This window comes from Ilumatobacter sp. (assembly GCF_965215205.1).
Classification (GTDB): domain Bacteria; phylum Actinomycetota; class Acidimicrobiia; order Acidimicrobiales; family Ilumatobacteraceae; genus Ilumatobacter_A.
On the sequence record NZ_OZ244049.1, the window covers coordinates 918,110 to 933,687 of the forward strand.

Annotated in this window: 16 protein-coding genes; 4 read left to right on the forward strand and 12 right to left on the reverse strand. The window is 73.4% G+C overall.

All coding sequences use genetic code 11. The features are described from left to right. Positions 1-153: 153 nt before the first annotated feature. Positions 154-1,341 carry a BMP family lipoprotein gene (locus ACOOHC_RS04365; protein ID WP_420452793.1) on the reverse strand — a complete coding sequence of 396 codons (1,188 nt, stop codon included), beginning with the start codon at positions 1,339-1,341 and terminating at the stop codon, positions 154-156. A gap of 260 nt (positions 1,342-1,601) precedes the next feature. On the opposite strand from ACOOHC_RS04365, the gene ACOOHC_RS04370 reads away from it, so the two are divergent. Then, positions 1,602-2,648 carry a DUF459 domain-containing protein gene (locus ACOOHC_RS04370; RefSeq protein ID WP_420452794.1) on the forward strand — a complete coding sequence of 349 codons (1,047 nt, stop codon included), beginning with the start codon at positions 1,602-1,604 and terminating at the stop codon, positions 2,646-2,648. 130 nt (positions 2,649-2,778) lie between these two features. On the opposite strand, the gene ACOOHC_RS04375 is transcribed toward ACOOHC_RS04370, so the two are convergent. Both ACOOHC_RS04375 and ACOOHC_RS04380 read right to left on the reverse strand, forming a co-directional pair. Then, complete coding sequence (locus ACOOHC_RS04375) at positions 2,779-3,594, reverse strand: enoyl-CoA hydratase (RefSeq protein WP_420452795.1); 816 nt, start codon at positions 3,592-3,594, stop codon at positions 2,779-2,781. 139 nt (positions 3,595-3,733) lie between these two features. Further along, complete coding sequence (locus tag ACOOHC_RS04380; protein WP_420452796.1) at positions 3,734-4,342, reverse strand: hypothetical protein; 609 nt, start codon at positions 4,340-4,342, stop codon at positions 3,734-3,736. Positions 4,343-4,494: 152 nt separating this feature from the next. Here ACOOHC_RS04380 and ACOOHC_RS04385 point away from each other — a divergent pair, with 152 nt between their 5' ends. Further along, on the forward strand, positions 4,495-5,253 hold the full coding sequence (locus tag ACOOHC_RS04385; RefSeq protein WP_420452797.1) for an enoyl-CoA hydratase-related protein: 759 nt from the start codon (positions 4,495-4,497) through the stop codon (positions 5,251-5,253). Positions 5,254-5,296: 43 nt separating this feature from the next. On the opposite strand, the gene ACOOHC_RS04390 is transcribed toward ACOOHC_RS04385, so the two are convergent. Both ACOOHC_RS04390 and ACOOHC_RS04395 read right to left on the reverse strand, forming a co-directional pair. Then, positions 5,297-8,413 (reverse strand): transglutaminaseTgpA domain-containing protein, encoded by a 3,117-nt coding sequence (locus tag ACOOHC_RS04390; protein ID WP_420452798.1) that lies wholly within the window; start codon positions 8,411-8,413, stop codon positions 5,297-5,299. After that, the gene (locus ACOOHC_RS04395) at positions 8,380-9,411 is read right to left on the reverse strand and encodes an AAA family ATPase (RefSeq protein ID WP_420452799.1); all 1,032 of its coding nucleotides are present in this window, start codon (positions 9,409-9,411) and stop codon (positions 8,380-8,382) included. Before ACOOHC_RS04395 ends, ACOOHC_RS04390 begins: the two co-directional genes overlap by 34 nt. Positions 9,412-9,622: 211 nt before the next feature. On the opposite strand from ACOOHC_RS04395, the gene ACOOHC_RS04400 reads away from it, so the two are divergent. Then, positions 9,623-9,961: a hypothetical protein gene (locus tag ACOOHC_RS04400; RefSeq protein ID WP_420452800.1), complete on the forward strand. Its 339-nt coding sequence runs from the start codon at positions 9,623-9,625 to the stop codon at positions 9,959-9,961. A 190-nt stretch (positions 9,962-10,151) separates the two neighbouring features. On the opposite strand, the gene ACOOHC_RS04405 is transcribed toward ACOOHC_RS04400, so the two are convergent. The 5 genes from ACOOHC_RS04405 to ACOOHC_RS04425 all read right to left on the reverse strand — a co-directional run bounded on the left by ACOOHC_RS04405 (position 10,152) and on the right by ACOOHC_RS04425 (position 13,254). Then, the gene (locus ACOOHC_RS04405; RefSeq protein WP_420452801.1) at positions 10,152-10,715 is read right to left on the reverse strand and encodes a GNAT family N-acetyltransferase; all 564 of its coding nucleotides are present in this window, start codon (positions 10,713-10,715) and stop codon (positions 10,152-10,154) included. 62 nt (positions 10,716-10,777) lie between these two features. After that, positions 10,778-11,275 (reverse strand): hypothetical protein, encoded by a 498-nt coding sequence (locus ACOOHC_RS04410; protein ID WP_420452802.1) that lies wholly within the window; start codon positions 11,273-11,275, stop codon positions 10,778-10,780. Then, a complete protein-coding gene (locus ACOOHC_RS04415; protein ID WP_420452803.1) occupies positions 11,262-11,777 on the reverse strand; it encodes a DUF501 domain-containing protein in 516 nt (171 codons plus the stop codon). Before ACOOHC_RS04415 ends, ACOOHC_RS04410 begins: the two co-directional genes overlap by 14 nt. Further along, a complete protein-coding gene (locus ACOOHC_RS04420) occupies positions 11,777-12,595 on the reverse strand; it encodes an SRPBCC family protein (RefSeq protein WP_420452804.1) in 819 nt (272 codons plus the stop codon). The genes ACOOHC_RS04415 and ACOOHC_RS04420 overlap by 1 nt, the downstream gene beginning before the upstream one ends. Then, positions 12,562-13,254 carry a nucleotidyltransferase family protein gene (locus tag ACOOHC_RS04425; protein ID WP_420452805.1) on the reverse strand — a complete coding sequence of 231 codons (693 nt, stop codon included), beginning with the start codon at positions 13,252-13,254 and terminating at the stop codon, positions 12,562-12,564. The genes ACOOHC_RS04420 and ACOOHC_RS04425 overlap by 34 nt, the downstream gene beginning before the upstream one ends. Positions 13,255-13,507: 253 nt before the next feature. Here ACOOHC_RS04425 and ACOOHC_RS04430 point away from each other — a divergent pair, with 253 nt between their 5' ends. After that, positions 13,508-14,173 carry a C40 family peptidase gene (locus ACOOHC_RS04430; RefSeq protein ID WP_420452806.1) on the forward strand — a complete coding sequence of 222 codons (666 nt, stop codon included), beginning with the start codon at positions 13,508-13,510 and terminating at the stop codon, positions 14,171-14,173. A 99-nt stretch (positions 14,174-14,272) separates the two neighbouring features. On the opposite strand, the gene ACOOHC_RS04435 is transcribed toward ACOOHC_RS04430, so the two are convergent. Both ACOOHC_RS04435 and ACOOHC_RS04440 read right to left on the reverse strand, forming a co-directional pair. Continuing rightward, positions 14,273-15,103, reverse strand: coding sequence for an XdhC family protein (locus ACOOHC_RS04435; RefSeq protein ID WP_420452807.1), 831 nt, complete (start codon positions 15,101-15,103; stop codon positions 14,273-14,275). After that, entirely contained in the window at positions 15,100-15,417 is a 318-nt protein-coding gene (locus ACOOHC_RS04440) for an XdhC family protein (protein ID WP_420452808.1), read from the reverse strand. The genes ACOOHC_RS04435 and ACOOHC_RS04440 overlap by 4 nt, the downstream gene beginning before the upstream one ends. Between the last annotated feature and the right edge of the window lie 161 nt (positions 15,418-15,578).

Sequence of the window (15,578 nt, forward strand, 5' to 3'; positions counted from 1 at the left end):
GGGTGCCCTCTCGTCTGGCCGGACGTGTCCTCGACGTGCCCGACGACGACGAGGGCGGAGCCGGTGCCCGGCTCCGCCCTCGCAGGTTAGATGAGTGATGGCCGCCGGTCGGAAAAGCGCCCGACCGTCAGGCTCCGTCGAGCCCCGTCGGGGTCAGGACGGCTCGGTCGGCACGGTGATCGTGCCGTCGACGATCTGGGACTTGAACTCCTCCAGCTGGTCGACGTACTCGTCGACGAAGCCGCCCGAGGTCGAGTAGCCCACGCCGTCGACCTCCAGGTCGTAGACGACCTGGCCGGGGCTGAAGCTGCCGTCGGCCGCGGCGGCGGTGATCTCGAACACGGCGTTGTCGACGCGCTTGAGCATCGAGGTCAGGATGAACTCCTGGAGCTCGGGTGCCGCGGTCTCGAACTGATCGGAGTCGACCCCGATGGCCCACACCTTGCTCCCGCTCGAACCGGACTGCTCGGACGCCGCCTCGAAGAGACCGGCACCGGAGGCCCCGGCCGCGTGGTAGATCACGTCGGCGCCGTCGCTGTACATCGACAGAGCGATCTCGCGCGCCCGGTCGGGGGCGACGAAGCCGTCGAAGTCGGGCGCCTCGGTGATGTACTGGGCGATGATCTCGATGTCGGGGTTCACCGCCTGGGCGCCGGCCTGGAAGCCCGCCTCGAACTTCTCGATCAGGCCGAACCCGGACACACCGCCCAGGAAGCCGATGGTGCCGGTCTCGCTGTGGAGGGCGGCGGCGGCGCCGACGAGGAAGGAGCCCTGCTCCTCGGCGAAGGTCAGTCCGGCGCAGTTCTCGCAGCGCGGCTCGCCGTCCTCGTCGAGCATCGCGTCGTCGACGACGGCGAAGAGGGTGTCGGGGTTGTCGGCCGCGGCGTTGACCACGTCGTCGGCGAAGAGGAACCCGACGCCGAGGACGAGGTCGTTCTCGTCGGCCTGGAGCTGCAGCAGCTCGGCGCGGTTCGAACCGTCGTCGTTGGGGACGGCTTCGGTGTAGCTGATCCCGAGCTCCTCGGCGGCGCGCTCGGTCCCGGCGAAGGCGGAGTCGTTGAACGACTGGTCTCCACGGCCGCCGATGTCGTAGGTCAGCCCGACGCCGATGTCGCCGCTGGGCGCCTCGCCGCCACCGCCGGTGCCCTCGGTCATGGCATCGGTGCCCTCGGTCATGGCATCGGTGCCCTCGGTCATCGCCTCGGTGCCCTCGGTCATCGCCTCGGTGGTCGCGCTCTCGGCGGACGCACCGCCGTCGTCGGACGCCTCGTCGCTGCCGCAGGCCGCGACGCCGACGGCGGCCACCGCTGCGACGGCGAGCATCTTCTTGCTCTTGATCATGTTCTCCCCTTCAGAGATGTCCCGGACGGAGCCCGGGTGTTCACGTGGCCCACAAAGCTACCCCTGCGGCTGCGACCCGTGGACCACGGTGTGACCTGCGTCCGTGGACATCGCCGCGGTCCTCATCGCCGCGGTCCTCATCGCCGCGGTCCTGGACGTCGCGGTCCTCGACGTCGCCGCGGCCGTCGTGGCGTGCTGGCGGCGCTCGGGCGGGGGAGGATCCGACGGTCGATCGACACCGCGCCCTAGGGTCTCGGGGGATGGGTTCCGGTGGCACCACCCGCCGGCCGCCGCCGGCGGGTCGGCCGAACTACGCCGCACGTCGAGCCGGTGCGGTCGTCGTGCTCGCCGTCGCGGTGCTCGGCGTCGTGCGCCTCGTCGGAGCTCTGTTCGGCGAGGACTCCCCGGGCTCGCTCGCGTCGATCGAGGCGACGGCGGGCGCCTCGGCCGCCCCCGCTCCCGGTGAGCCGGCCTCCGGGTCGGCAGCGGTGTCGGATGCGGAGCCGGGCACCAGCACCCGCTCGGAGGTCGAACCGGACGTCGCGGACGGGGCCACCTCGGCGGGGCCGGCGACGGATCCGGGTGCGCCGAGCGAGACGGCCGCGACCGACCCGCCCTCCACGGGTCCGCCGACGCCGACGGATCCCGCCGAGGTCCACATCGTGGGCGACTCCGACGCGGGGACCTTCGGCCCGTACCTGCAGTCGTTGCTGGACACCACGCTCGTCGTGGACAGCGTCCTCGACTACGAGGTCTCCTCGGGCCTGGCCCGTCCCGACTTCTACGACTGGCCGGCGCGCCTGCGGCGCACGCTGCCCGACGCGGACCCCGACATCGTCGTCGCGACCTTCGGCGGCAACGACGCGCAGCCGCTGACGGTCGCGCAGGAGGAGTTCGAGGTCGAGGTCGCCGGTCCGATCGGAAACGAGGAGGAGTGGGCCGCGGCCTACGAGCGGCGCGTGGGAGAGGTGATGGACCTGCTCCTCGAGGACGGTCGGCGCGTCGTGTGGGTCGGCATCCCCAACGCCTCCGACCCGGAGCTCACCGCACGCTTCGTGGTGCAGGACCGCGCCGCCAAGGCCGCGGCCGACGCTCGGTCCGAGGTGGTGTTCGTCGACACCTGGAACCGCTTCACGGGGCGCGACGGCGGTTACGCCGACTTCGTCGTCGACCCCCGCGACGGGATCGGCAAGGACGTCCGGCGCTCCGACGGCTTCCACCTCAACCAGGCCGGCGCCGAGATCCTCGCGGTCGACATCGCGTACGCCGTCCAGGAGGAGCTGAGGGAGATGGGCGCCGACCTCTGATCGCGTCGCGGATCGGGAACCACGACGCACCCGGGGACGGTCGCACCCCGGGACGCACGTTCGGCTCGCTGCGCGACCGGCTCGATCAGCCCCGGGCGACGACCCGTTCCCGCGTCGCTCGCCGCCGCGCTCACTGGGTCTTGCCGCGCGCCTGGATCCGCTCGCGACGCTGCTCCACCGAATCGGGGTCGAACCGCTCGCGCATCCACTCGCGCGAGTCGCGCGCCTCGGTCTCCCACCCGTCGTCGTCGGCGGCGATCGCCGCGTAGGTGCCGCGGATGCGGCGGACGCCGTCCTGCTCGTTGCCGACGATGTCGGCGGCCAGCGACCGGGTGAACGGGATCAGCTCGTCGTGGGGCACGACGTGGTTGACCAGCCCGAAGGCGAGGGCCTCGTCGGCGTCCATGAAGTTGCCCGTGAAGCTCATCTCGCGCGCCCGACGCACCCCGATCGCCTGGGGCAGCAGCACCGTGAGACCCCACCCCGGCATCACGCCGACCCGGGCGTGGGTGTCGCCGAACTTCGCCCTGTCGCTCGCCACGCAGAAGTCGCAGTTCAGGACCAGCTCGAACCCCCCGGTCACCGCGACGCCGTTGATCGCGCCGATCAGCGGCTTGCTCATCGCCGGGAACGGGCCACGGACCCGCCCCGACCCGGCATCGCCTCCCGCTCCGCCGCCCAGGTTCGCGCCGGTCGAGCCGAGCTCGCGCAGGTCGAGCCCGGCGCAGAAGGCCGGGTCGGCGCCCGTGAGCACCACGACGTCGACCTCGTCGTCGGCCTCGGCCGAGCGCATCGCGAGCGCGAGCTTCTCGAGGACCTCGCTCGAGAGCGCGTTGCGCGCGTCGGGGCGGTTGAGGGTGATCGTCGCGATCCGCTCGTCGACGTCGAGCAGGACCACGCCCGTGTCGCTGCTGAGGTCGTCGGTGCGGGACGGTGAGTCGCTCATCACCCCATGATGGCGGCCACCCCCGGCGTCTCGGCCATCGCACGACCGTCACCGATCGAGTCGGCGCGATCGCGAGCGCGTCGAGGTGCCATCGGGGAGGGGGGGGTGCCGCATCGGTGGAGCGGTGGTGGAGCGGCGCCTACTCGGCCGGGAGGAACCCGAGGTCGAGGTCGCCGAGCTTCACCAGCGTGGCGGCGATCCACCCGCCGAGGACGCCGAAGTGGTCGTCGAGCAGGGTGCTGCGCCCGTCGGCGACCGTCTCCTCGGCCAGCTCGTAGAGGCCCTCGTAGGTGATCTCGACCGCGTACTGCGAGGTCAGGTCGAGGGGGTCGTCGGGGTCGGGGTGCGAGATCTCCGTGGTCAGACCGGCACGGTCGAGGCGGTCACCGCCGATCTCCGGGCTGTGGGAGGGGACCGAGACGTACATCGCCTCGGCGTCGACGGGACGGGCGAGCTGCTGGACGCGCAGGACGATCTCGATCTCGATCGCCGGGCACTGGTCGAGCTCGTCCTCCACGTACCAGCGCCGGTAGGCGGCCTGGCTCCACGCCGGCCAGTCGAAGGTGATGTGCGCGACGACCCGTGGCGGCTCGCCCTCGCCCGGCAGCCCGTAGCTCGTCTCCCACGTGAGGTCGCCGAGGAGGACGTCGGACTGGAAGTGCTCCTCGAAGGGCTGCCGCTCGAGGAAGGCCGATTCGAAGGCGTCGCGCAGCGCGCTGATCGCATCGGTGAAGACGTGGTCGAGCATCCACCGCCGAACCTACCACGCCGCGGCGATCCCGCGGGGCCGGCGTCGGACCCGCGGCGAAGCACCGCGGACGCACCGGGCCGACGCCCCGCCGCGTCCACGGAGCGCCACCGTCTTCGCCCCGGCCGGCGCGGCGATGTCATGATCGTCGGATGGCACTCGTCCGCACCGACATCCGCGACCGCGTCGCGACGCTCACCCTCGACAACCCCGACGAGCGGAACACCCTGACCGCCGCGATGGTCGACGAGATCACCGCGGCGATGGACGAGATCGAGGCCGACGAGGGCGTCGGGGCGCTCGTGGTCACCGGGGCCGCCCCGGCGTTCTGCGCGGGGGCGAACCTGGGGAACCTGTCCGAGGCGACCGGCGACAGCCTCGGCGGCATCTACGAGGGCTTCCTGCGCATCGCCCGCAGCCCGCTCCCCACCCTCGCCGCGGTCAACGGCGCCGCCGTCGGAGCCGGAGCGAACCTGGCGCTCGGGTGCGATGTGCGGATCATCGCCGACGAGGCGCGCATCGACACCCGGTTCCTCGCCCTCGGCATCCACCCCGGTGGTGGCCACACCTGGATGCTGCGGCGGATCGCCGGTCCGCAGACCGCGATGGCGGCCGTCGTGTTCGGCCAGGTGCTCGACGGACCCGAGTGCGAGCGCCTCGGTGTCGCGCACCGCTCGGTCCCGCTCGATCAGCTGGCCGACGTCGCCCAGGAGTTCGCCGCCGGTGCCGCGTCCGCACCGCGCGAGCTGGCGATCACGACCAAGGCGACGATCGCCGCGATGGCCGACGTCGACGACCACCCGGCGGCGGTCCAGCGCGAGCTCGAGCCCCAGCTCTGGAGCACCCGGCAACCCTGGTTCGCCGAGCGCATCGCCGCGCTGAAGGCGAAGATCTCCTCGAAGGGGTCCTGAACCGCGCCACGCCGCTCGGGCGCCGCCGCGCGGAACGCGACGGTCAGACCCCGACGTGACGGCGTCGCGCCAGCGACCGCGTCGTCGCCTCCAGCGCCGCGATCGAGCGGGCGGTGCGCGCCAGCTCGTCGTCGTCGGGGACGTGGTCCGGGTCGAACGCCACGCGGTCGAGCGTCGCCGCGACCCGCGCCGGCTCGGTCGGATCCGCACCGGGCGCCTCCCCGAGCCGGCTCGAGAGCGCGGCCGCGACCCGGGGAGCGGTGACCGCGTCGGGTTCGAGGGCGGCGAAGCGATCGTGGAGCACCCCCCACGCTCCTCGACGTCGACGGGCACGGGCGGCGATCAGCGCACGCCACGCCGAGACCCCGACGACGAGGCCGGCGACGACGGCTCCGATCTCCAGCGGTCGACCGAGCGACGCGGCGAGGATCGACGTCGCCACCTCCGAACCGATCGTCGAGCCGTCGACCTCGCCGGCGAGGGGAACCGACGCCGTGGGGTCGAACGCCTCCCACCCGGTCTCGGGGAACCACACCTCGACCCACGCGTGGGCATCGCGCGCCCGAACCTCGAACACGCCCGACAGCCGATCCCGATCGCCCGGGACGTACCCCGTGGCGAGCCGTGCGGGAACCCCCTGCGAGCGGAGCATCACGACCAGCGTCGAGGCGATCTGCTCGCAGAAGCCGCGGCGCGCTCCGAACAGGAAGTCGTCGACGGCGTCCCCGGCGGGCACGGGCGCGTCGAGGTCGTAGCTCGTGTTCGCGGCCAACCACGCCTCGTAGGCGCGCACGGTGTCGTAGGTGGAGCCCTCGACCCGCAGCTCGTCGGCGAGGGCGATCGTGCGGCGCGTCGTCGAGCTCGGGAGCTCCAGCAGGCGTGCGATCTCGGGGTGGTCGGCGGCAGGCGCGAAGCGGTCGGCGACGTCGCCCTGCGCCCGCAGCGTGGCGGGGGTGGTCCGCGGCTGCTCGGAGACGACCGAGTACGCCGACCCGGCGGTGAGCGCGCGGTCGGTGCGCAGCGCGCCGTCGGATCGGGCGAACACGGCCCCGTCCAGCACCACCGCCGTGGCGGTCGGCGCGGCGAACACGACGTTCGGCAGGTCGGCCTCGACGTAGAAGGTCTGCACCAGCTCCACGACGTCGACGTCGACGCCGCCCGACGCCACGTCGCCCAGGGTCGGGTCGAGGCGGACCGAGGGGCCCTCCAGGCGCCGTCCGGTCTCCTCGTCGGCCGTCCAGACGCGCCCGTCGAACCGGGTGAAGGTCTGACCACGCCAGAACGACGGTCGCGTCGCTCGCACGCGCATCACCACCTCGTCGCCGAGATCGCCGCGCACCGAGGTGTCCAGGGTGTCCGAGAAGCCCCGGGACCCGCCGGCCCGCCCGAGCGCGCCGCGCGTCGGTGAGGTGGACGATCCGTCCCCGCCCGCGGTGCCGAGATCGCCCCCGGCGGAGAGCAGCGATCCGTCCGACACGGAGGCCGGGGAGGTCGACAGCGCCGGCAGGCCGATCGATGCGGGACCCGAGGGCACGGGGACGAGCGCGCCGACGCCGAGGGTCGCGAGGCCGCCGGCCGCGGTCCACGACACCGTGCGCACGAACGAGCGCACGCTCGGCGACCGGACTCGGGTGGCCGTCGTGCAGAACGCGGTGACGACGAGCGCACCCCACGCGAACGACCACCACCCGACGTCACCGCCGACCTTCAGCCCGGCGGCGTAGGCGACGACGACGGCGGTGATCGCGAGGTGCACGCGGTGGGTGCGCCGGTCGGCGATCTCGACGCCGTGGAGCACGACCAGCAGGATCAGCAGGTCGGGGAGCGGCCCCCGCAGCGCCTCGAGCAGACCGCCGATGCCCGACGCCTCCGTCGCGATGCGCCCGAGCGCGGCCATGGCGACGAACGCGGTCATCGATCGCAGCCACCAGGGCCGCTCCCGCTCGCCGAGGTGGACGGAGATCGCGACGCCGACGGCCACCCCCGCCGCCACCATCGCTCGCTCGGCGAGCGGTGCCGCGAGGGCGCTCTGCAGCATCCACAGGGCGACCAGCGCGGCGAGGCCGCCGAGGCAGCGCGCGGGGCGGGGGACGGTGGTGCGCTCGGGCGGGCGGACCCGGCGGGCCGAGCGGGGGCGGCGCGACCCGGTCGCCGCATCGCCCGATCCGCGGCGCGCCCGCTCGGCGGCGATCGCCGACCAGCGCAGCGCGTCCGCGGGGGCGGTGATCGGGATCTCGACGGTGTCGCCGCCCGAGCGGGTGTCGAGGAGCACGACCTGGTCGCCGAGGCGCAGCCCCTCCTGCAGGGTCCACCGCAGCCGTGCGGGGTCGGCGTCGAGGGCGACCGCGCGGCGTGCACGCTCGGTGCCCGGGCGATCGTGGACGACGAGCTCGCGCGAGCGGATCGACGACGGCCAGTGGATCGCTCCCTCGGACTCCCCGGCGCGCCAGGCGCGCATCCCGTCGAGGTCGGCTCCCTCGACGCCGGGCCGCTTCGACGGGGGCGCCGAGCCCTCGTCGCGGGCGGGCCTCTCGTCGAACCCGAGCGAGGGTCCGTGCGCCGCGGGGGCGACGTGGATCGGGTCGAGACCGACCCGCGCTCGGCGCCGCCACACCACGAGACCGGCCAGGCCCGCGCACTCGAGGCTGATGTCGACGGAGGCGACCACCCCCGGGTCGTCGACGGCGACGGTCATCGCGGTCGGCGACGTCGAGCCCAGCTCGCGGAAGCGCCCGAGCGAGGTGATCACCACCGGCACGGTCGACGTCGCGATCGAGCCGTGATCGATCGCGATGTCGAAGGGCGCGCCGGCGTCGACCGTGGTGGGCGCCACGATCCCGGTGACGTGGACCGCCCGGAGCCGGGCCCAGCCGGCGACGACGGCGGCGGCCAGCGCGACGGCGGAGGCGACAAGCAGGACGACGACCGCGACGGCTCCGGTGAGGCGGGCGATCGCCAACCCGATGAGCCACGCGCCGATCAGGGTCGCGCTCCCCGCCGTCATCGCCACGGGGCGGGACGGGCCGGCGGCCTCGACCGCGGGGTCGGGGGTCACGGGGTGGGGGGTCACGGGTTCGGGGGTCACGGGGTCGGGGGTCAAGGGGTCGGGGGTCGCGGCGGCGAGGGTCACGGCGTCGGAGGCGCGACCTGCGCGAGGCACCCCTCGACGATCTCGCGCCCCGCGGTGGTCGACCCGTCGCCCCCGGCCACGAGGACGCGATGGCCGAGCGCCGCCGTCGCGAGCGTCGCCACGTCGTCGGGGACGACGTAGCTGCGTCCCTGCATCGCTGCCCGGGCCCGGGCGAGCGCGATCAGCGAGACCCCCGCGCGCGTCGACGCGCCGAGGCGCACCCGGGGGTGGCGGCGCGTCTCCTCGAGCAGGCGCAGGACGTAGGCGCCCACCGCCTCGGAGAGCTGCACCGACGCCACCTCGCGCCGCAGCTCGACGATCGCGTCGGTCGAGGCCACGGCCTCGACCGCGGCGAGCATCGAGCGCCCCCGCCGGCCGGTGAGCACCTCGAGCTCGAACTCGGGGGCCGCCCGACCGGGGGTCACGACGGCGCTGAACCGATCGAGCGCGCCCTCCCCGAGGCCGTACGTCCCGGCGATCTCGACCGGGTTCTGAGTCGCGACGAGGAAGAACGGGTCGGGGAGGTGGTGGGTCGTGCCGTCGACGGTCACGGTCGACTCCTCGGCGGCCTCGAGCAACGCCGACTGGGTGCGCGCCGTGGCCCGGTTGAGCTCGTCGAACACGACGACGTGGCGGAACACGGGTCCCGGCCGGAACTCGAGCACGGTGTTCCCCGCCGCGTCGACGACGGGCATCATCGAGCCGGTGACGTCGCCGGGGAGGAGGTCCGGCGTCCCCTGGATCCGCCCGAAGCTCCCGCCGACCGCTCGGGCGAGGACCTGCGCGAGCAGCGTCTTGCCCACGCCGGGGATGTCCTCGATCAACAGGTTCCCGCCGGCCAGGAGGGTCGCCACGGCGATCTCCGCCACGTCGTGGTGGCCGGCGACCACCGAGTCGATCGCACCGACGAGGCGGCCGGCCGTGTCGGCGACGGAGGGGTGCGTCGCCCCGTCACGGGCGAGCTCGGCGTCGTCGCGGTCCGTCGCGCCGGGTGCGTGCTCGGAGGCGGGGGGAGGGAACGGTGCCACGCCAGGTCATCGGTCGCCGAGCGGATTTCTTGACCGCTCACGGGCGCGACCGGGGGAGGCCAATTGACCACTCCCAGCGGTCAAGCGAACGCGCATGATTGTTACACAACGTCAATCACGAGGTCACGACCGGTGTCCTACTGTGGAACGGACAGGAACCGAAACCACAGCGGCGAAGTCCCCACCTGTGCCGCGAAGCAGGAGGTCACCCATGAGCCAGCGACACCGCGACACCGAGGTGTTCATGCCGCCCCGCCAGGAGCGTCGAGCCCACGCTCACAGCGAGCGACACCGGATGCACGTCGAGCTCCAGAACGTCGCTCAGCACGTCTCCGGCGGAACCGCACCGGAGGACGTCCACGAACCGGGAGCGGCCTGGAAGCCGATGCACCACCGCGACGCCGAGGTCGCGAAGTCGAAGATGGCCAAGCGGGGCCGCACGAAGCGCCACTGGAAGACCAAGATGTGGAAGCGCCGCACCAACCTGCGCCAGCAGAAGATCGCGGCGCTGCAGATGACGCGCGACGATCCCGGCCTGATCGGGTTCTGATCCAGCAGGCCACCGGGGTCGGTCGACGACCCCCCTCGAGCTGATCACCTCGACGACGTCGTCGCGGACCGGGCCACGCCCCGAGCTGCGACGGCGTCCGGGTGCTCGGCCGCCCGCCGCACCTCGAGGTCGTCGAGGTCGTCGAGACCGCGGACCGCCGACGGCAGCGCGGACGCCGCGGGCGCACCGGTCAGGCGGTGATCCAGGCGGCCACGATCTCCGCCCGCCGGGCCTCCCACTCCTCGCTCGTGATCCCGTAGCGGACGTGGTCCTCCCACGTGCCGTTGATCTCCAGGTAGCGCTGAGCGGTGCCCTCCGACCGGATCCCGAGCTTGTCCATCACCCGCCGGCTGCGGTGGTTGCGCGGCACGATGCACACCTCCACGCGGTGCAGGCCGAGCTGCTCGAACGCGAACTGCATCACCAGCGACACCCCCTCGACGGTGTAGCCCCGCCCGGCGTGGTCGCGGTCGATCCAGTAGCCGACGGTGCACGACTGCATCGCCCCCCGGATGACGTTGTTCAGGTTGACCTCCCCGGCCACGCGGCGATCGACGAACATCCCGAACTGGTAGGCGGTCCCCGCCGTGCGGTCGCGGTCGCGCTGGAGGCAGCGCGACGCGAAGGCCGACTTGTCGTTCGTCGGGTCCGGCTGGTGGGCGAGTCGGCTCGGTTCCCACACGGTGAGCCACTCCGCGTTGCGTCGGCGCACCTCGCTCCACGCATCGAAGTCGTTGACCGCCAGGGGGCGCATGACCAGTCGCCGACCGTAGAGGACGACGGGCGAGGCGGTGCGGGCGGGATGGCGCAGCGCCATCAGGCGTCGCCCCCGGCCGGCGCGATCGCCACCGAGGTGAGCTCGAGGCGCCGCATCAGGGCCAGCACCACGCAGCAGGTCCCGATGATCGTCTCCGCCTCCTCGGGCCGCAGACCCGGGTTGTGGCGTCGTTCGGCGACGGTCTCGGCGACCAACGTGCGGAAGACCTCGTCGGCCGCCGCGCGCTCGAGTTCGTAGTCCGTCTCGACGTGGTCCGAGCCGACCTCGACCCGCGCCAGCGCGCGGGCGTGGGGGCCGGCGAGCGCGACGCGGGCCGCGGCCTCGACGGTCGGCGATTCGCGGATCACGTCGTCGAGGTGGTCGGTGACGATCCCGAGCGCGTTGGTGAGCTGCTCGGGGGCGGGGCGACCGGACCCGTCGAGCTCGGTGTCGAGCAGGGCCACCGGGCCGATCGGCAGCGTCCAGGTCCCGCCGGCCGCCATCTCGATCGTCGTCTGCCGGTCGTCGATCACGACGAGCAGGTCACCGGGGGCCATCGGGCCCTCCGTCGCCGTGAGGACCGGCCGTCGTCGCGGCCGTGACGTGGGGGTCCACGGTCGAGCCGGAGCGCTCGATCCGCTCGAGGGTCCACCGCCCGATCGCGTCGTCGCCGGTGGCGAGGTGGTGGGCGACGTGGGCGTGGAGGCACTTCACCCCGACCCGCGTGCCTCCGACGCCACCCGACGGGCGCGGTCCCGACCGCCCGGGGGGGATCGCCCGGTCGCGCTCGTCGGAGTAGCGGCGGTGGATCGCCGCGATCTGCGCCGGGTCGAGCTCGGCCTCCACCTCGCCGACGCCGCCGGCCGCCTCGACGCGGCTCACCGCCTTCACCAGTTCGCGGCCGACGAGGTAGTAGAGCGTCGGCATGGGCGTCCCGTCGTCGAGGAAGGGGGCGTTGCGGACGACCACCGGCACACCGTCACCGTCGCGCACGACGACCTCGAAGGCACCGCGCGGCGGTCGACCCAGCAGCTCCGCGACGCGCGAGCGATCGTCCATCAGCTCCGTCGACGGCGGAGCACGAGCAGGACGAGCGCCAGCGCTCCCAGGACGGGCGCGGCCCGCTTCAGGATGGAGCTGCCGCTGACCCCCATCAGATCGATCGGGTCGGCGGCCGGTCCGTTGATCTTGCGGACCTTGGACGCCTCGTCACCTCCCGTGGCGGGGGTGCTCGCGGTCCCGTCGAGCGCCGAACCGCCCGTCGTGGCGGCGGTCGACGACCCCTCCGTGGCCGTGGCGGCGCCGCCGGCGTCGGCCGCCGGGGATCCGGCCGATCCGGCGTCGGCCGGGGCCTCCGACTCGGACGCGCCTCCATCGGGATCCGCATCGGGGGCGGGGGTGCCGACCCCGTCCTCGTCGATCATCTGGTTGAGGTTGGCCGAGAACTGGTCGATCAGCTTGGAGCTGACGTCGCCGAGGATGCCGCGACCGAACTGGGCGACCTTGCCGGTGATGTGCAGGTCGGTGGTGACGGTCACCTTCGTGCTCGTCGGCGACAGGCTCTCGGCGTTCGCCGCGATGTCGGCCGACGCGTTGCCCCGCCCGCCGGTGTCGCGCCCCTTGCCCTTGATCGTCGCCCGGTAGTTCTCGTCGTCCTTCTCGACGAAGTGCGCGTCGCCCTTGAACTGGGTGGAGATCGCTCCCAGCTTGACCTTGACCACCCCGCGGTAGACCTCGCCGCGTTCGTCGTCCTGCGCGATCTCCTGCAACTCCGCTCCGGGGAGGCACGGGGCGATCTTCTCGACATCGGTGATGATCGGCCAGGCCTCCTCGATGGGCCGGTTCACGGTGAATTCGTTGACGAGCTGCTCTGCCATCGTCGGAGGTCCTCTGCGGTGTCGATGTCGGTCGGGGAACCCGAGCACGGTACTTCAACCACGAGGTCCGGGCGAACCTGCATCAGGGCCCGGGCGCCGTGGTCCCCGGTCGTGCCGAGCAGGCCCCACACCTCGCGTCGCAGGGCCACCGGGTTGCCCCGACGCCCGTCGTAGGTCGCCACCGCGATGGCCGATCCCGTGACCGAGGAGTCGGCCACCGACCGCCACGCCGACGCCGCGACCCCGGGCTGGTCGGCGAGCCCGATCACGGCGACGGTGGCGCCGGCGTCGTCGGCGGCGTCCAGCCCGGCGAGCACCGAGGTCATCTGCCCCGACGACCAGTCGGGGTTGTGCACCCACCGCACCCGTGCGCGCCCCTCGCCGGACGGATCGCCGGACGCGCCCGCCGCGGCGTCGAGGGTGGTGTCGAGGGTGGCGTCGAGGGTGGAACCGAGCTCGTCCGCTCCGAGCCGTCCGGTGACGACGACCACCTGGCCGATCCCCGACTCGACGGCCGCGCCGATGGCACGTGCCGAGACGGTCTCCGCCGGCCGGTCGGCGGTCGCCGGGATCCGGGCAAGGAGCTTGTGACCGATGTCGTCGAAGCGCGACCCGGCGCCGGCGGCGAGGACGACGGCGACGACCTCCGACGAGCTCACCGGTGACGTCCGCCCGGCACGACGACCACGCCGAGTGATCGCGCCACGTCCACGGGAGGCAGTGTGGCGAAGCGCCGGGCCGACCATGTGACGGTCGGATGTCGAAATCTTCGTCGATCGCCTCAAGTGTGACGGTTCGATGACGATACCATCACGACCCGTCACACAGATGACGTCGGCCCGACGGCGGACACCGCAGCTCGATCAGGGGCGCGGGTGAGCCCCGTCACGACCTCGACAGGACCGTGAACCCATGACCAGCACCACCACCCCACCGCGCCTGCGCCGAGCCCTGCGCATCGGACTCGTCTCGCTCGTCTCGCTCTCGACGCTCGCCACCGCGGCCGTCGACCCCGGCTCCGCCTCCGCCGGTGAGCTGCCGGTGAACGCGCTCGCCGACGAGGTCACCTCGTCGGCCACGGAGGCGCTGCGGGTGCTCGACCTGCACACCGTGACGCAGGACCCCGTCGACGAGGCGCTCTACACGTGGAACCGCGCGGCGACCGCCGCGCACGCGGCACGCCAGCTCGGCTACGACCCGGTCGAGATGATCGACGCGTGGGCCGCGACCGACGTCGCCCACCAGAAGGCGGTGCTCGCGGCGCTCACCCAGGTCGGGGTGCCGTACCGCAGCAACGCCCGATCGGAGGGAGTCGCCTTCGACTGCTCGGGGCTCACCTCGTGGGCGTGGGCCCACGGCGGCCACGACCTCTACCACCAGAGCGGCACGCAGATCTCGTCGTCGCGCCGCGTCGACCGTGCCGACGCCGCCGCGGGCGACCTCGTCCACTACCCGGGCCACGTCATGATGTACCTCGGTGTCGGCGACGCCATCGTGCACGCCCCCCGGACCGGGCGCACCGTCGAGATCGACACCATCTCGCGCGACTCGGTGACCTTCGGCGACCCGACCGGCTGAGCCGCCACCTCGTCGGGCAGCGGCGTCGGAGCCCGTCGGCGCCGGGCGAGCACCGTCGATCGTCGAGGAGCGGCTGCGGGACGGGACGGGACGGGACGGTCAGGAGTGGATCGGGCCGTCGGAGTGCTTCAGGCTCGGGACGCCCTTGCCGGTTCGCCGGGCGATGATCTCGGCGCAGATGCTCACCGCGGTCTCCTCCGGGGTCCGCGCTCCGATGTCGAGCCCGATCGGCGACATCAGGCGCGCCGCCCCCACCTCGTCCATCCCCGCCTCGACCAGCCGCTCCATCCGTCGCTCGTGGGTCGTGCGCGAGCCCATCACCCCGATGTAGCCGACCTCGGTGTCGAGCGCGCCGAGCACGGCGGGCACGTCGAACTTCGGGTCGTGGGTGAGGATGCACACCGCGTCGCGCGGCCCGAGACCGGCACCGGCCTCGTCGAACATCGGGGTCGGCCACGTGACGCGCACCGCGTCCGCCATCGGGAAGCGGCGCTTCGTCGCGAACACCTCGCGGGCGTCGCAGACCGTGACCCGGTAGCCGAGCACCTTCGCGACCCGCGCGAGCGATGCGGTGAAGTCGACGGCGCCGAAGATCCACATCGACGGTGGGGGAGCGTGCGACTCGACGAAGACGCGCACGGTCGGTTGGTCGATCAGGTCCTCCGGGGTGGTCTGGCCGCGCGGTCCGTAGCTGCGCACCCCCGAGCGAGCGGCCTCCAGCTCGGCGACGGCGTCGCGCGCCGCGACGCGGTCGAGCTCGGGGTGGCCGAGCGATCCGAGCGGCGGCGAACCGTCGGTGGACACCAGCAGCTTCGCGCCGACCCCGGCGCCCTCGATCACGGTGACCAGCGCGACCGGCTCGTCGGTCGCCAGCGATCGGGCGTAGCGGTCGAACAGCGAGGGGTCGGAGACGCTCGAGCCCCCGCTCACCAGTCGAGCTCCTCGATGAACAGGTGGATGGTCCCCCCGCAGGTCAGGCCGACCGCGAACGCCTCGTCGTCGGAGTAGCCGAAGGTGACGACCCGTGGCTCGGTCGTGCCCGCGAGGATCGACAGCGCCTCTCCGACGACCGCTCCCTCGACGCAGCCGCCGCTGACGCTGCCGGCCACCTCACCGGACTCGGTCACGGCCATCGCGGCACCGGGGAGGCGCGGGCCCGATCCCTCGATGTCGACGACGCGCGCGACGGCGATGCGCTCGCCGGTCTCGCGCCACCGTGCGATGTCACCCAGCAGCTCCTTCATGTCTCTCCTCCGTTCCTGCGCGTTCGCGGCTCCGTCGGGATCGACGGGTCGGACCGTGCCGTGGTCGAGCGGCCCGGAGGCACCTCCGACCGGTCCCGGCCGACCCGTCCATTCTGGCGGTTCGATCCGCCCGCGGGTCGCTGCGACCCGATCCGGTCGAG

What these genes read in the sequence shown, in the direction of transcription:
- ACOOHC_RS04365 (WP_420452793.1), bottom strand. Translation starts at nt 1,341, where the DNA reads ATGATCAAGAGCAAGAAGATGCTCGCCGTCGCAGCGGTGGCCGCCGTC.
- ACOOHC_RS04380 (WP_420452796.1), bottom strand. Translation starts at nt 4,342, where the DNA reads ATGCTCGACCACGTCTTCACCGATGCGATCAGCGCGCTGCGCGACGCC.
- ACOOHC_RS04440 (WP_420452808.1), bottom strand. Translation starts at nt 15,417, where the DNA reads ATGAAGGAGCTGCTGGGTGACATCGCACGGTGGCGCGAGACCGGCGAG.
- ACOOHC_RS04400 (WP_420452800.1), top strand. Translation starts at nt 9,623, where the DNA reads ATGAGCCAGCGACACCGCGACACCGAGGTGTTCATGCCGCCCCGCCAG.
- ACOOHC_RS04370 (WP_420452794.1), top strand. Translation starts at nt 1,602, where the DNA reads ATGGGTTCCGGTGGCACCACCCGCCGGCCGCCGCCGGCGGGTCGGCCG.
- ACOOHC_RS04430 (WP_420452806.1), top strand. Translation starts at nt 13,508, where the DNA reads ATGACCAGCACCACCACCCCACCGCGCCTGCGCCGAGCCCTGCGCATC.
- ACOOHC_RS04410 (WP_420452802.1), bottom strand. Translation starts at nt 11,275, where the DNA reads ATGGCCCCCGGTGACCTGCTCGTCGTGATCGACGACCGGCAGACGACG.
- ACOOHC_RS04385 (WP_420452797.1), top strand. Translation starts at nt 4,495, where the DNA reads ATGGCACTCGTCCGCACCGACATCCGCGACCGCGTCGCGACGCTCACC.
- ACOOHC_RS04375 (WP_420452795.1), bottom strand. Translation starts at nt 3,594, where the DNA reads ATGAGCGACTCACCGTCCCGCACCGACGACCTCAGCAGCGACACGGGC.
- ACOOHC_RS04405 (WP_420452801.1), bottom strand. Translation starts at nt 10,715, where the DNA reads ATGCGCCCCCTGGCGGTCAACGACTTCGATGCGTGGAGCGAGGTGCGC.
- ACOOHC_RS04415 (WP_420452803.1), bottom strand. Translation starts at nt 11,777, where the DNA reads ATGGACGATCGCTCGCGCGTCGCGGAGCTGCTGGGTCGACCGCCGCGC.
- ACOOHC_RS04420 (WP_420452804.1), bottom strand. Translation starts at nt 12,595, where the DNA reads ATGGCAGAGCAGCTCGTCAACGAATTCACCGTGAACCGGCCCATCGAG.